At 48.7% G+C, this 13387-nt stretch carries 14 protein-coding genes; 7 read left to right on the forward strand and 7 right to left on the reverse strand.

The annotated features are described in order from the left end of the window. The first annotated feature begins 151 nt into the window (after positions 1-151). Positions 152-622, forward strand: coding sequence for a hypothetical protein (locus AACQ75_RS07135; protein WP_026027513.1), 471 nt, complete (start codon positions 152-154; stop codon positions 620-622). 149 nt (positions 623-771) lie between these two features. Here AACQ75_RS07135 and AACQ75_RS07140 read toward each other — a convergent pair whose 3' ends face one another. Next, positions 772-3102: a Tex family protein gene (locus AACQ75_RS07140; protein WP_170889726.1), complete on the reverse strand. Its 2331-nt coding sequence runs from the start codon at positions 3100-3102 to the stop codon at positions 772-774. 346 nt (positions 3103-3448) lie between these two features. Here AACQ75_RS07140 and greB point away from each other — a divergent pair, with 346 nt between their 5' ends. Continuing rightward, on the forward strand, positions 3449-3931 hold the full coding sequence (gene greB / locus AACQ75_RS07145) for a transcription elongation factor GreB (RefSeq protein WP_010319306.1): 483 nt from the start codon (positions 3449-3451) through the stop codon (positions 3929-3931). A 48-nt stretch (positions 3932-3979) separates the two neighbouring features. Here the strand turns inward: greB and AACQ75_RS07150 are convergent, their stop codons facing one another. The 3 genes from AACQ75_RS07150 to AACQ75_RS07155 are packed head-to-tail and all read right to left on the reverse strand — an operon-like array spanning position 3980 to position 5487. Continuing rightward, on the reverse strand, positions 3980-5020 hold the full coding sequence (locus AACQ75_RS07150) for an AbrB family transcriptional regulator (RefSeq protein ID WP_170889728.1): 1041 nt from the start codon (positions 5018-5020) through the stop codon (positions 3980-3982). A gap of 11 nt (positions 5021-5031) precedes the next feature. Further along, positions 5032-5133: an NUDIX domain-containing protein gene (locus tag AACQ75_RS18155; RefSeq protein ID WP_158006725.1), complete on the reverse strand. Its 102-nt coding sequence runs from the start codon at positions 5131-5133 to the stop codon at positions 5032-5034. Positions 5134-5136: 3 nt separating this feature from the next. Continuing rightward, positions 5137-5487 (reverse strand): GlpM family protein, encoded by a 351-nt coding sequence (locus tag AACQ75_RS07155; protein WP_017048724.1) that lies wholly within the window; start codon positions 5485-5487, stop codon positions 5137-5139. Between the two features lie 181 nt (positions 5488-5668). Between AACQ75_RS07155 and AACQ75_RS07160 the strand changes: the two genes are divergently transcribed. Then, positions 5669-6433, forward strand: coding sequence for a tRNA (adenine(22)-N(1))-methyltransferase (locus AACQ75_RS07160; RefSeq protein ID WP_170889730.1), 765 nt, complete (start codon positions 5669-5671; stop codon positions 6431-6433). Further along, positions 6417-7349, forward strand: coding sequence for a LysR family transcriptional regulator (locus AACQ75_RS07165; RefSeq protein WP_013855415.1), 933 nt, complete (start codon positions 6417-6419; stop codon positions 7347-7349). The genes AACQ75_RS07160 and AACQ75_RS07165 overlap by 17 nt, the downstream gene beginning before the upstream one ends. Positions 7350-7356: 7 nt before the next feature. Here the strand turns inward: AACQ75_RS07165 and AACQ75_RS07170 are convergent, their stop codons facing one another. Both AACQ75_RS07170 and nfsB read right to left on the reverse strand, forming a co-directional pair. Beyond that, positions 7357-7647, reverse strand: coding sequence for a putative quinol monooxygenase (locus tag AACQ75_RS07170; protein WP_013855414.1), 291 nt, complete (start codon positions 7645-7647; stop codon positions 7357-7359). A 3-nt stretch (positions 7648-7650) separates the two neighbouring features. Next, positions 7651-8304, reverse strand: coding sequence for an oxygen-insensitive NAD(P)H nitroreductase (nfsB, locus tag AACQ75_RS07175; protein ID WP_170889732.1), 654 nt, complete (start codon positions 8302-8304; stop codon positions 7651-7653). Positions 8305-8586: 282 nt separating this feature from the next. On the opposite strand from nfsB, the gene AACQ75_RS07180 reads away from it, so the two are divergent. From AACQ75_RS07180 to envZ, 3 genes are all read left to right on the forward strand, one after another. Next, positions 8587-9573, forward strand: coding sequence for a DUF3187 family protein (locus AACQ75_RS07180; protein ID WP_170889734.1), 987 nt, complete (start codon positions 8587-8589; stop codon positions 9571-9573). A 151-nt stretch (positions 9574-9724) separates the two neighbouring features. Next, positions 9725-10444 (forward strand): osmolarity response regulator transcription factor OmpR, encoded by a 720-nt coding sequence (gene ompR / locus AACQ75_RS07185; protein WP_010319303.1) that lies wholly within the window; start codon positions 9725-9727, stop codon positions 10442-10444. Positions 10445-10524: 80 nt separating this feature from the next. Beyond that, positions 10525-11829, forward strand: a complete 1305-nt coding sequence (gene envZ, locus AACQ75_RS07190; protein WP_013855410.1) for a two-component system sensor histidine kinase EnvZ — start codon at positions 10525-10527, stop codon at positions 11827-11829. A gap of 103 nt (positions 11830-11932) precedes the next feature. Here the strand turns inward: envZ and AACQ75_RS07195 are convergent, their stop codons facing one another. Beyond that, entirely contained in the window at positions 11933-13336 is a 1404-nt protein-coding gene (locus AACQ75_RS07195) for a uracil-xanthine permease family protein (RefSeq protein ID WP_170889736.1), read from the reverse strand. Positions 13337-13387 lie beyond the last annotated feature (51 nt).

The following is a 13387-nucleotide window of genomic DNA, read 5'->3' on the forward strand; positions in this document are numbered from 1 at the left end:
CGTCTTGAAACGTCAAGCCGTTGGGTACAAATGTTAAATTAAGAATAAATTTGCTAAAAGTTTGAGCAATCTGGTCGATATAAAGTCTAACCCAGTAGTGCTGAGCGAAAGCAGGTCTATCGGGGCGGGCGATACTGAGGAGGTTTCGGCTATGATGGTGTCACCAACGAACGTAAGTGTGCCACTTATCGCCCCATCGGTTAATGTGCAAACGGAACAGGCCGCGCGTGACAATCGGATCCGCGCCCCTGTGATGCCAACCGTCGAACTGGCTAAAACCAACGCTGAGCGTAAGGTAAAGGCGGATGATAAAAGACGAAAACAGTCGTCATGGGACCCTTCAGAGCATCCAAGCTATGAGGTTGGCACCGAATACGAAACATCGACTTCTTATCAAGAGGAGCAGAAAAGCGAGCTCGAAAGGCTGTTTGACTTGCTCGCTCTCGCCACCTACAGCAAGGATCAAGGTAAAAGCTATACGATGCGGTTTAGGTTACCTAAACACATTATTGATGCTGCGATAACCGAAGGCAAAATGGCGCGCCGGCGAACTGTAATTAAGTACTATTATGGTCACGCGGTTGCACCCAATACGCCTTCTGAAGTGATTGCGGTGTTGTAGGTCGATGAATGCGGCTTATCGCGATAAATAAAATCCCCACTTAGGCGTTGGCCACAGTGGGGATTTGTGTTTTTTGCGGCTCTGGTATGAGCGACGCGGTTAGGTGCTTTTCACTGTGATTCGTTTATCCAGTAAGTTACGCATCGCCGCTATTTTTTTGCTTTAGCAAAGGCGGCGGCGAAAGCTCCACCCATCGCAGCGTTTTGTTGTGGCTCTTCACGACGGCGTTGCGGTTGGCTACTATTTTGATGCGAACGCGTGTTGCCACTTGTTGCGCCAGAGCGTTGGCTGCGGTTATCTTGACCCGGCTCATCGTTTAAGCGCATCGAGAGTGCAATGCGTTTTCGCTGCACATCGACTTCCATCACTTTGACTTTGACGATGTCGCCCGCTTTCACCACTTCACGCGGGTCGGCAATGAAACGATCAGTCAACGCAGAGATATGCACTAAGCCATCTTGGTGAACGCCAATATCAACAAAAGCACCAAAGTTGGCCACATTCGATACCACGCCTTCCAAAATCATCCCAATTTCCAGATCTTTCATTTCAGTCACGCCATCAGCAAAGGTCGCGGTCTTAAACTCAGGGCGTGGATCGCGGCCCGGTTTATCGAGCTCTTTGATGATGTCAGTGACAGTCGGCAGGCCGAAATGCTCGTCGGTATAATCGACGGCGTGTAAATTGCGCAAAAACTCACTATTGCCGATCAGTGCTTTGATCTCTTTGCTATTTTTTTCGGCGATGGCTTTCACCACTGGATAAGCTTCTGGGTGAACCGAAGAGGCATCGAGTGGATTTTTACCATCCATAATGCGTAAGAAGCCCGCACATTGCTCAAATGCTTTTGGCCCTAAGCGCGCGACTTTTTTCAGTGTAGCGCGTGAGGCGAAGCGTCCATTTTCATCCCGATAATCAACGATGTTTTGCGCCAGTGCGTTAGACAAGCCAGCCACGCGTGTTAACAGCGCGGCAGAGGCAGTATTCACATCCACGCCTACCGCGTTGACGCAGTCTTCAACAATCGCATCTAAGCGTTTGGCGAGCATCGACTGGCTGACATCGTGTTGGTATTGGCCCACACCGATCGATTTCGGATCGATTTTCACCAGCTCGGCAAGTGGGTCTTGCAGGCGGCGAGCAATCGACACCGCGCCGCGTAGCGACACATCCATATTGGGGAACTCTTTGGCTGCCAGTTCAGAGGCTGAATAGACCGAGGCCCCCGCTTCGCTGACAATGATTTTCTGCACTTTCAGGTTGCCGCGCTTAATGACATCGGCGACAAAAGTATCGGTTTCGCGCGATGCGGTACCGTTGCCAATCGCAATCAAATCGACGTTAAATTGGCGTACCAACTGCTCAACAATTTTCGCTGATTTGTCATGTTGGTTATGCGGTTGATGCGGATAAATCGTCTCAGTTGCCAGTACTTTACCCGTGGCGTCCACTACCGCAATTTTCGAACCCGTTCGCAAACCAGGATCTAAGCCGAGAGTGGCGCGTGGGCCAGCCGGTGCGGCCATCAACAAATCTTTTAAGTTGGTGGCAAACACTTCAATCGCTTCGATTTCGGCACGCTCTTTCATTGCGCCCATCAGTTCGGTTTCCATGTGCATTGACACTTTAATGCGCCACGCCCAACTGATCACTTGCTTGCGCCACCCATCGGCAGGGGCGCTACTTAAGTGAATGCCATAGTGTTGCGCAATCAGCGTTTCGCAATACGATTGGCGCACGCCTTCTTCTTGCTCTGGGTCGGCATTCATGCTCAAGCTTAAAAAGCCTTCATTGCGGCCGCGAAGCATGGCCAATGCTCGGTGTGAAGGCACTTTACTGAGCGTTTCATTATGCGCGAAGTAATCTTTAAATTTCTCCCCGGCTTGCTCTTTGCCTTCGACCACGCGAGAGACCAATTCGGCACTGCGCGTCAAATGACTGCGCACTTTGTCCAGCAAGTTGGCATCTTCAGCAATACGTTCCATGATAATGGCGCGTGCACCGTCCAGTGCTGCTTTGATATCACTGATCCCTTTCTCAGTGTTCACATAGTGTGCGGCCTCGGTTTCAGGGTCGGTTTGCGCTTCATTCCACAGCTTGTCTGCCAGTGGTTCAAGGCCGGCTTCGATCGCAATTTGGCCTTTAGTGCGACGCTTAGGTTTGTAGGGCAAATAGAGATCTTCAAGGCGAGTTTTACTGTCTGCTTGGTTGATCTCTTGTGCCAGCTCGGCGGTGAGTTTGCCTTGTTCTTGAATCGATTTCAGAATGGTTTGGCGGCGATCATCGAGCTCGCGCAGATAGGATAAACGGCTGTCTAAGGTACGCAGTTGGGTGTCGTCTAGCCCACCCGTGACCTCTTTACGGTAACGGGCGATAAAAGGAACGGTGTTTCCGTCATCAATAAGTGTGACAGTTGCTGTCACTTGCTCAAGACGCACATTTAGCTCTTGTGCGATCAATTTGCAGATAGCTTGGCTCATCCGTGGTTTCTCTTTTGTAGTTCAGTAGCACCACCACCACTCAGGGTGGTTTGAATAGGGTAACTATTGGGGCACGTTAGACTTATTTCTAGTCTAACGGCGCGCTGTTATGAGATTAGTGAGATAACCTTCTACCCGATTGTGCCAAAGAGGTCACGTAACGCGTGTGATTTTGATGTCATTTTTCAGCGTTGGCAGCGCTAAAACCGAAGATGAGTTTGGTGGCTAAAGATAAGTTCAGTCAGTTGGTGCCGAGCGAAAATGACAGTATAGTAGCAAGCCATCGTGATGAATGTATAACCCGCGGCTATCTTGAATGCGCGGCGCTGTGTAATGGAAAAAGATCTTGAAGACCAAACTGATTACCCGTGAGGGCTACAATAAATTAAAGGCAGAGCATGACCATCTTTGGCATGAAAAACGGCCAGAAATTACCAAAATAGTCACTTGGGCTGCTGGCCTCGGGGATCGCTCTGAAAACGCAGACTACACCTTTAATAAGCGTTTACTGCGCCAAATTGATCGCCGAATTCGTTTTTTGAGAAAATTTTTACCGGAAGTGACGATAGTTGATTATTCGCCTCAACAAGAGGGGAAAGTGTTTTTCGGTGCTTGGGTGGAAATTGAAAATGAAGCGGGTGATGTAAAGCGCTTTCGCATTGTGGGCCCAGAAGAGATTTACGGTGACGCGAAAGATTACATCTCCATCGATTCACCGATGGCGCGTGCTCTGCTGAAAAAAGAGGTTGATGACGAGGTGCAAGTGCCCACGCCCACCGGTATCAAAGAGTGGTTTATTAACTCGATTGAGTATGAAAAAGGGCAGTAAACGGAGTATTCGGTTCAAAATATTCCTCGGTCGCTCATTTTTCTCACCTCACTTGCTTCGCAACGCCTCTAACGGCTTTTTCAACACGGCGGGTAGCGAGTAGAGCAGCAGTAGCCGTAGGGCGTGGTTGATCATCACAAACGCGGGTTCCATGCCCAGCAGTAGGGCGACGGCGGTCATCGCTTCTACGCTGCCGGGGACCCAAGCTAAAAGTAATACCACCCAAGATTTATCCAGCAGTAACGCAAACAAGCCAGACACGGCGACGGCGACTAGCAGACCAATCAGTGTAACCATCACACCCGCGCGCGAATAAGCCATGGCTTCGCGCAATGTGGTATCGGCAAGGCGTGCGCCAATCAAAATGCCCAGCAGTGCGGTGGCGAATATCACCATCCATGTTGGAAGTTGTAGCTCAATGCCTGTCGAAAAACTATTGAAACTGGCCGTGACCAGCAGTGCCGCCAACATATATGGCGCGGGAATGCCGAGCAAGGTCGAGCCTTTGCCCAGCAGTAGACTAAGCAGCGCAAGCGCAAAGAAAATCAACCACGCGTAAATCGTCAAACTGCTCTCAACGGGGGCAACGTCGGGCGTGCTATTGGAGATAAAAAGAGCCAGTAAAGTGAGGATCATCAAGCGCACCGAGTGCGAATAAACCACTTTGGTTGAAGGAGTCTGGCTTGATTCGCTGATCACCAAAATCGCTGCCATCGCGCCCGGTACCGCACCGAGTAGAGATTCAAACGGTGACCAACCTTCTCTTTTGCGGAGCCAAAGAAAGCTGCTGGCGATCTGCAAGCTTAAGCAGCAAACCAAACCGATAATCACCGGTAGGGTTAAGGTTTCGCCCAATTGACTTAAACTGATGGTCGCCCCAACGCTGATGCCGAGCACAATTTGCACCGTCAACAATAACCCGTTAGGAACGCGAATGGATAAGAGGCGTTTTTTATGCAGCACAATGACTAAAGCTGCGGCAATAAACATTTCAGAAAGCGGAATGGCGAGCAGGCTTCCCACACTCGCCGCAACAGCTGCGATCACCACAATGTGAATAAACAGAGTAAAAGAAGCTCTTTCGAACATTATGCCTTTCCTTAATAAATTGTGCAGCGTAAATGCCATCGTTCCTCTAGCACTTCACGTTGCAGTGCTTGCGTTTGGCTTTCTCCCGTATCGATATGACCGTCGGGGATGATGACTTAGGCCATCGCAGGGTTTAAACGTGTCCAGCTTACTAACAATAATGCAGCGAATGCCAACCACACCAAAGTGGCACATACCAGTGTACTGGTGAGAGGTAGCCAATAACTGAAGTAGTATACTGCCAATAGATATGCCGCATACGGGATAAGCGAGTAAAGGCCAAACAACGCGGTGGTGCGCAGGTCTTCCATCGTGCGTTCGGTGCCGACAATGTAATGCGCAATCAGAGCGAAGGTAGGAAACAGCGGTACAAGACCAGCAATAAAAAAGCTTTTGCTTTTGGAGAGTAGGGCGATGATCAACACGGCAAGCGCACCAAGCAGGCACTTGAAAAACAGAGCTGCCATGACATTTCCTTTTATCAGAATAGATTAAGTGTTGCTCACTATAAATCACTGACAGGTTAACTAGAAATGTTCATTGATGGGTTTGTTATTTTCTATGCAACATTTCTTCAAATCCAAGTAAAATGGCCGCCACTCTTTTTATTCGGCGGCGTGTTGTATCATGCGGCTTGGTTGGGCAAAGATGAAATTAGGAAAACGGCTCACGCAACTAGTACAGCAGATCAACCGCCACTACGATCATATTTGGGATTGCTGCTGCGATCACGGTCTGCTTGGCGCGGCGTTACTGAAGCGCTGTCCAAATAGTGTGGTGCATTTTGTTGATATTGTGCCAGCGTTGATTGAAAAGGTGACGCTCGATTTAACGCGCTATTTCCCTGCAACGGCGGCGTTACCGCGCTGGCGTACACATTGCCTGGATGTGCGCGATTTGCCGCTTGATAGCCATTCTGGCTCGCATCTACTGATCATCGCTGGGGTTGGCGGTGATTTAATGAGTGAATTCATTGCCGCGCTGGTTGAGCGTTATCCGCATCGCTCGTTCGATTTTCTGCTTTGTCCTGTGCATCACGGCTACACCTTACGTGAACAGTTGATGACACTGGGCGCGAGATTACAACAGGAACAACTGGTGGAAGAGAATCGGCGTATCTACGAGCTGCTGAACGTGCAGATTAATCCGCTTGCAGTACGAGGCAAAGAACCAAAATTACCCCCCCTTAGTTTGGTCGGTGAATCGATCTGGCAAGTGGCCAATGATGAGCAAAAAATGATTGCCCAGCGTTATCTGACGCAATTGCAACAGCATTATCAACGTAAAGCGCAAGGCGGTGATGTTAGCGCGCAAAAGTGTTGGCAAGCCTATCAGCCGATTAATATCACTTGTCGTGGAAATTTTAGCGATGGAAATAGCCCAATAGGCGGAGAATATGAAAGCACTCAATGATCTGAACTTGTTTGTCGAAACCGCACGCCAAGGCAGTTTTTCTAAGGCGGCCAACAGCGTATCGCTGACCACGGCCGCGGTCAGTGCCGCCATTCGCCGCTTAGAAGAGCAGGTGCAGTTTCCGCTCTTTGTCCGCTCGACACGTCATATGCGCTTAACCCAAGAGGGGGAGATTTTCCTCGCCAAAACTCAGACAGCCCTTGCCACGTTACAAGAAGGGCTCGATCAGATAGCATGCGCGCGCGGTCAACTGGCGGGGAAGCTGCACCTCAGTGCCCCTTCGGATTTGGGACGCAATTTACTGCTGGATTGGATCGATGAATTTATTGCCTTGCACCCGAACGTCATTGTTAAACTGGATCTCTCCGATCGCTTAGCGGATATGTATGCTCACCCGATGGATATTGCGATTCGTTATGGCCATCCTGCTGATTCCAATTTGGTTGCAATGCCGCTGTGTGAATCAAACGAGCGCGTGTTGTGCGCCTCGCCAGAATATTTGGCAACGCATCCACCTATCCTCCATCCTGACGATCTGCAACATCACAATTGTCTTTGTTATATGCTGGCCGACACGCTGCATAACAAGTGGGTTTTGAGCCGAGAGGGCGAAACGCAGAGTGTGGTAGTGCAAGGAAACCCCGCATGCAACGATGGTGACGTGGTACATCGATTGGCTGTTAAAGGCAAAGGCATTGCCAATAAGTCATTAATGGATATCAGTCAGGATATTATTGATGGGCGCTTAGTACGCATTTTACCGCAATGGGAAAGTGGGCCAGTGCCAATTTATATCGTGTGCGCAGACCGACGTTTGATCACTCCAACCATTCGCGCTTTTCAGGAATTTATTCGTGGAAAAGGCTGCCAGCAACGACAAGCGGTACTGACAGCCATCAAACAGCGAGAGAGTTAATCCCGCATTAGCCAACAAACGTTAGCGGGCGGATTTGTAGGTATTCCAATGCCTCTTGCTCGCTAAGCTGTTGTTGAAAGTGCTGAAAATGCGCACTCTGTTGGTGTTGTTGCAAGCTCTCCTCTGAGCACCAAATCTCCTGCATCAAGAATAACCCGTCAATCGAGTTATCACGATAGAGCTCATATTGGCAGCAGCCTGTTTCGTTGCGGCTCGGTTCAAGCAGCGCTTCAAGCATAGCTTGCACTCGCTCTATTGAGTCGGGAAGGGCTTTGATTTCGGCTAATAAGTGGATCATGGCTTATAACTCAGTAAAGACGGTTTGCTCTGGCCAGCGAGATTTCGGCAGCTTGGCGTTGAAATCTTCTTCGCTGTGGTAACCGAGCGGTACAATCACTAAGCTGGTGAACCCTTTTTCAGTCAGGCCAAATTCTTGGTTGAGCACCTCGGCATCAAACCCTTCAATGGGGACAGCATCAATGCCCATCGCAGCCGCTCCGAGCAGCAGTGTTCCAACATTTAAATAAACTTGTTTTTGCATCCAGTGTTCGGCGTCATTGAGCGTTTCTCGATGCAAGTTAACAAAATAGCTGCGTCCGCCGTGCATGCCTGTTTTGGCTTCTTCATTGGCAAAGCGGCCATCTTTCTCTTCGTTTTCCAGCAGCGTCAATAAGTAGTTATCATCAATATCGGTTTTGGCGCAAAACACCATCACGTGAGACGCATCCAAAATTTTGCGTTCGTTAAAGGAAAATTGACCTTGCGTCGCTTTGGCGATACGCGTTTTGCCTTCCTCGCTAGCCGCCAAAATAAAATGCCAAGGCTGCGAATTGACGCTAGAGGCGCTCATGCGTACCAGTTTTTTAATATCAGCAACTTGCTGTTCAGTCAGTTTACGGTTGGTGTCAAACGCTTTGGTGGAATAGCGCGCTTGCGATGCTTGAACAATATTCATTTTTCCCTCCTAGGGAAGATAACATTCGAGATGGCGCTAAGATAACGGACTGAGTCCAAACAAGAAACCGCCTCTTGCTTAATTCATTTTCAAAAAAAATTTGATAATCCGAATTTGAAAACGCCCTAGCTTGCGGAAAAAGTTAGCACTATCTCATGATATTTCTGAATTAGCGCATACACTTAATGTGTACGGTAGATCATCATTAAGGGATATGGTCACTCACTAAGCGTTAATGATTGTCTAATATATTCAAAAGGTTGCTTTGGCCGGAGAGTATGCATGACGGAGTGTAAGTGCATTTGTTGGTTTATTCTCTTTTCTCTTTCCATCCCCTCGGCGTGGGCGGACATTGACTACGGGCCTGCGCAAAGCTATGTGCAATCGCCACTGCATACCAATAGCCTTTCTGCACAACTTCGCTCCGGCTTTTCGATGCAAGAGGAAGAAGTGGAGCTCTACACCAGCGCGACTATCGCCAGCATTTGGGCGATCACTCCCCACTATAGTTTGGATTATTACCAGAATCAGATTGCAATGGGCGGTAAATGGCAGCTCACTTCGAAGTGGCAGGTTGAGCTTAATTATCGTTGGAACTTTGCTGCCAATAATCATTTAGATGGCTTAACCATTGCTTTTCATGACTGGTTTGGCATTGATCAAAACGGGCGTGAGGATGTCGATAACGATCGCTTCATCATTCAAATGCCAGAGTACGGCATTGATCAGGAAGCGTTCCGAGGCGAGACATTGAGCCGTGCGTTGACCAGTTATTTACAGTACCAGCTGGTGGATAAGTCTCATCACGGTTTATCATTGGGAGTTTCACTCTATTACAACGATCCACACCATGGAATATTCAACCTATCCGAGTTTGAACAAGCGGTGCAGCTTAATTATGGCTACCGAAGAGGTAAGCATGCACTTGATACGCTGTTGGCTATCACCTTTCGCAACCCGACCAATGTACCAGGCCAAGCACAGTATCATTCGAGTACTTGGTCGATGGGTACCAGTTATCGATATCAGTGGTTAGAACGCCATTATCTGATTGGGCAGGTCTCATTCTATCAAGGCCTTTCAACGGGGGAGGATGACTTTTCTAAACCATCGACCGAGTTTATTTTGGGGTATCGTTATCAAATGAGCCATTCAGCGATTGAAGTTACTGTGGTCGAGAATATGTTTAATGCCAACAACAGCACTGATATTGCCTTTGGTTTAGGCTATCGCTATCGTTTTAGCCGCTTTGATAAAGAGCCGAACTGACAAACGATGTCATCCGCTTAGTGTCTAACAACGAAGCGCGACAAAAGACATAAACGTTAACAATTCTTTGCATGATTTTAGCCGCAACGGTGTTACATTTTACTCGCTCGGTTTGATATTGGCTGAAGCTCAGAATTAGGTGGGATCTCAGATGCAAGAAAACTATAAAATTTTAGTGGTGGATGATGATGCGCGTTTACGTGCATTGCTTGAGCGTTACTTGTCAGAGCAAGGTTTTCTGGTGCGTAGTGTCGCCAATAGCGAACAGATGGATCGCCTGCTCACTCGTGAAAACTTCCACTTAATGGTGCTTGATTTGATGTTACCGGGTGAAGATGGTTTGTCTATTTGCCGCCGCTTGCGTAACGCCAATAACATGTTGCCGATTTTAATGCTGACCGCTAAAGGCGACGAAGTGGATCGTATTGTTGGCTTGGAGGTGGGTGCGGATGATTACCTGCCCAAACCGTTTAACCCGCGTGAACTACTGGCGCGAATCAAAGCCGTGCTGCGTCGCCAAGTGATTGAAGCCCCCGGCGCGCCAAGTGCTGAAGAATCGGTGGTTGAGTTTGGTGAGTTTCGCTTGAATTTAGGTACCCGCGAAATGTTCCGTGGTGATGAGCCAATGCCGCTCACTTCCGGTGAATTTGCTGTATTGAAGACCTTAGTCACCAATGCGCGTGAGCCGATGTCGCGCGATAAGTTGATGAATATGGCAAGAGGGCGTGAATACTCCGCAATGGAGCGCTCGATTGATGTGCAAATCTCGCGTTTACGTCGCATGCTTGAAGTGGATCCAAGCAAACCACGCTACATACAAACGGTGTGGGGCTTAGGTTACGTCTTCGTTCCAGATGGTAAAGAGTCTTAAATTTCAATCAGCTCCTGTCGGTTAACCCACAGGAGCTTTTTTGTCGTCTTTTTGATAGTACGTTCATAGCGGGTTTTCCTATGCGCATTCGCAGTTCCTTTACTCAATCGATTTTGCTCTTCTTTTCATTGCTGATCGCCAGCCAAGTGTATTCTTATTACGCCGTATTTAACTATGCTTTGATGCCCAGTTTGCAGCAGTTCAATAAGATTTTGGGCCATGAGATCAACCTAATGTTGGATGATGCGGCGAACAATACATCGAAGCTGGGAATGGACGCCTTACAGCGCCGCCGAGTGTTAGAACAGTTGGGCGTCACCATTCATAGTGAAGAGAGTGAGATGGCCCAAGAGTATCACGATGCAATCAGCATTGATTTGATGAGCGAGGAGATGAGCAATGAGCTCGGCTCGCCGACCGATGTGCGGATGATTTTGGGTAAAGAGAGTTATATTTTATGGATGAAAGTGGACTCTTTTCCGGGGTCATTAATACGCATCCCTCTCTCTGAGCTGCAAAAAGAGGATTTTGCGCCACTATTTCACAATAGTTTGGTGATGGCGTTACTGATCGTCTTAGGGGGATGGCTGTTTATTCGTCTGCAAAATCGTCCTTTAATTGCCTTAGAAAAAGCCGCCAAAGCCGTTGGCCGAGGTGAGAACCCGCCGCCATTGCCGCTCAAAGGCGCTTCTGAAATTCGCGCGGTGACGTTGGCGTTTAATCAAATGTCGAAAGGGATCCAAGCACTTGAAGAGGATCGCTCATTATTGATGGCGGGGATCAGCCACGACTTACGTACGCCGCTGACTCGTATTCGCTTAGCCACGGAAATGATGTCTCCAGAAGAGAGTTATCTCGCCGAAGGAATCATCAGTGATACGGAAGAGTGTAACGAGATCATCAGTCAGTTTATGGACTACCTTAAACCCGTCAATAAACAGACCTTTACCGCCGTTGATCTCAATGAGATCGCCAATGATGTCGCCACTGCCGAAGGGGGCTACGAGATCAAAATCGATGTCGCGCTGCATTTACCAATGCAGCCAGCCTTTGGCAATGCGATCGCCATTAAACGCGCGGTGAGCAACTTAGTGGTGAACGCCATTCGTTATGGTAATGGTTGGGTTAAGGTGAGTACGGGCAGTACCGCAGATAACAAAATGGCTTGGGTTTGTGTGGAGGATAATGGCCCGGGTATTGATCCTAGCCAAGTGAGTAAAGTGTTTGAACCTTTTACGCGTGGTGATACCGCGCGCGGCAGTGAAGGCACAGGACTTGGTTTGGCGATAGTGAAACGGATTGTTAGCCAGCATCATGGCAGCGTTGTGGTGAGTAACCGCAGTGAAGGTGGACTCAAAGCGCAACTGAGCTTCCCGACCAAATAGGGGCTTAGTCACTAAATAACACAATGGGCTCAGTTGAGCCCATTGTGTTTACGGTTTATGCCTTTTCGGCTGCTGACCGAAGTTTTTGGGCACATCCATGCAATCAGTTGGTTTTGAGCTCTTCGAGTTCTTCTTCTTCTTCTTCTTCGCGTGGCAATTTTTCTGGCAGTAGTAAGTTGAGCAAAATGGCGGTGATACCGCCAGCCGCTACGCCGGATGAAAAAATGCTCTTAATGAACTCGGGCATAAATTGCAGAATCTCTGGCTTTTGCGCAATGCCTAACCCCATCGAAAACGACAGCGCCATGATTAAAATCGCGCGGCGGTCGAGATCCACACGGGAAATAATACGCACACCCGCGGCTGCAATGGTGCCGAACATGACGATGGTTGCACCGCCAAGTACCGGTTCAGGAATCAATTGTACAAAGCTTGCCACGCCCGGGAACAGGCCGAGCAACACCAACATGGCGGAAATAAAGTAACCCACATAACGGCTGGCAACCCCGGTGAGCATAATTACACCATTGTTTTGGCTAAAGGTCGAGTTGGGAAAACTGTTAAAGACCGCCGCCAGCGCGGAGTTCAAACCATCAGCCAGCACACCACCTTTAATACGCTTCATATAAATCGGCCCTTTGACAGGCTCGCCCGACACTTCAGAAGTGGCGGTGATATCACCAATCGCTTCCAATGCGGTGATCAAGAAAATCAGTACCAGAGGAATAAAGAGTGACCAATCAAAACCTAAACCAAACTGCATAGGTATTGGTAGTGCAATCAGGGCAGTTTCACTCAGTGAATCAGTGTTCACCATCCCCATCAAGTAGGCCATGATATAACCGACGAACATCGCAATCACAATCGATGCTACGCGAATGTATGGGTTACTTGAGCGGTTGAGCAGCACGATAAGTCCAAGCACGGTTCCCGCCAATGCCAGTTTGTCTAAGCTGCCAAAAGTGCCATCGCTGAGCGCAGCATAGCCGCCACCCATCGAAACTAAACCAACTTGTACCAGTGTTAAGCCTATCAGGGTAACCACAATGCCCGACACCAGCGGCGTGATCACGCGGCGCGCGTATTGCAGCACTCGTGATAATAGGATTTCAGCAAAAGAGGCGACTAAAATGGTGCCAAAGATCGCCGCCATCATAGTGCTTATATCTGCACCACCCGCTTTTAATGACAAGCCTGCGCCAATAATTGGCCCAAGAAAGTTAAAACTAGTGCCTTGGATAGAAAGTAAACCGGAGCCAATCGGGCCAATGGTGCGGATCTGGATAAAGGAGGATAAGCCAGATGCAAACAGCGACATGCTGATGATGGTGTTAGTCTGTTCGGCAGAAACACCAAGTGTTTGGCAAATAATAAGCGAAGGGGTGATGACCGCAACAAACATGGCTAGCAAATGTTGTAAAGCGGCGAAAATGGTTTGGGGTAGCGGTGGCCTATCGTTGAGTTGATAAACCAAATCAGACTTACGCGAAGCGTTGTGGATAGTCATACTGTTTTCCTAATGGTGCGTTGTTATCTTAGCGTTCGCTGAGTGGGAGCA

It is taken from the genome of Vibrio sp. B1-2 (assembly GCF_963888445.1).
GTDB lineage: Bacteria > Pseudomonadota > Gammaproteobacteria > Enterobacterales > Vibrionaceae > Vibrio > Vibrio anguillarum.

What these genes read in the sequence shown, in the direction of transcription:
- AACQ75_RS07135 (WP_026027513.1), top strand. Translation starts at nt 152, where the DNA reads ATGATGGTGTCACCAACGAACGTAAGTGTGCCACTTATCGCCCCATCG.
- AACQ75_RS07140 (WP_170889726.1), bottom strand. Translation starts at nt 3,102, where the DNA reads ATGAGCCAAGCTATCTGCAAATTGATCGCACAAGAGCTAAATGTGCGT.
- AACQ75_RS07150 (WP_170889728.1), bottom strand. Translation starts at nt 5,020, where the DNA reads ATGTTCGAAAGAGCTTCTTTTACTCTGTTTATTCACATTGTGGTGATC.
- AACQ75_RS07155 (WP_017048724.1), bottom strand. Translation starts at nt 5,487, where the DNA reads ATGGCAGCTCTGTTTTTCAAGTGCCTGCTTGGTGCGCTTGCCGTGTTG.
- AACQ75_RS07160 (WP_170889730.1), top strand. Translation starts at nt 5,669, where the DNA reads ATGAAATTAGGAAAACGGCTCACGCAACTAGTACAGCAGATCAACCGC.
- AACQ75_RS07165 (WP_013855415.1), top strand. Translation starts at nt 6,417, where the DNA reads ATGAAAGCACTCAATGATCTGAACTTGTTTGTCGAAACCGCACGCCAA.
- AACQ75_RS07170 (WP_013855414.1), bottom strand. Translation starts at nt 7,647, where the DNA reads ATGATCCACTTATTAGCCGAAATCAAAGCCCTTCCCGACTCAATAGAG.
- nfsB (WP_170889732.1), bottom strand. Translation starts at nt 8,304, where the DNA reads ATGAATATTGTTCAAGCATCGCAAGCGCGCTATTCCACCAAAGCGTTT.
- AACQ75_RS07180 (WP_170889734.1), top strand. Translation starts at nt 8,587, where the DNA reads ATGACGGAGTGTAAGTGCATTTGTTGGTTTATTCTCTTTTCTCTTTCC.
- ompR (WP_010319303.1), top strand. Translation starts at nt 9,725, where the DNA reads ATGCAAGAAAACTATAAAATTTTAGTGGTGGATGATGATGCGCGTTTA.
- envZ (WP_013855410.1), top strand. Translation starts at nt 10,525, where the DNA reads ATGCGCATTCGCAGTTCCTTTACTCAATCGATTTTGCTCTTCTTTTCA.
- AACQ75_RS07195 (WP_170889736.1), bottom strand. Translation starts at nt 13,336, where the DNA reads ATGACTATCCACAACGCTTCGCGTAAGTCTGATTTGGTTTATCAACTC.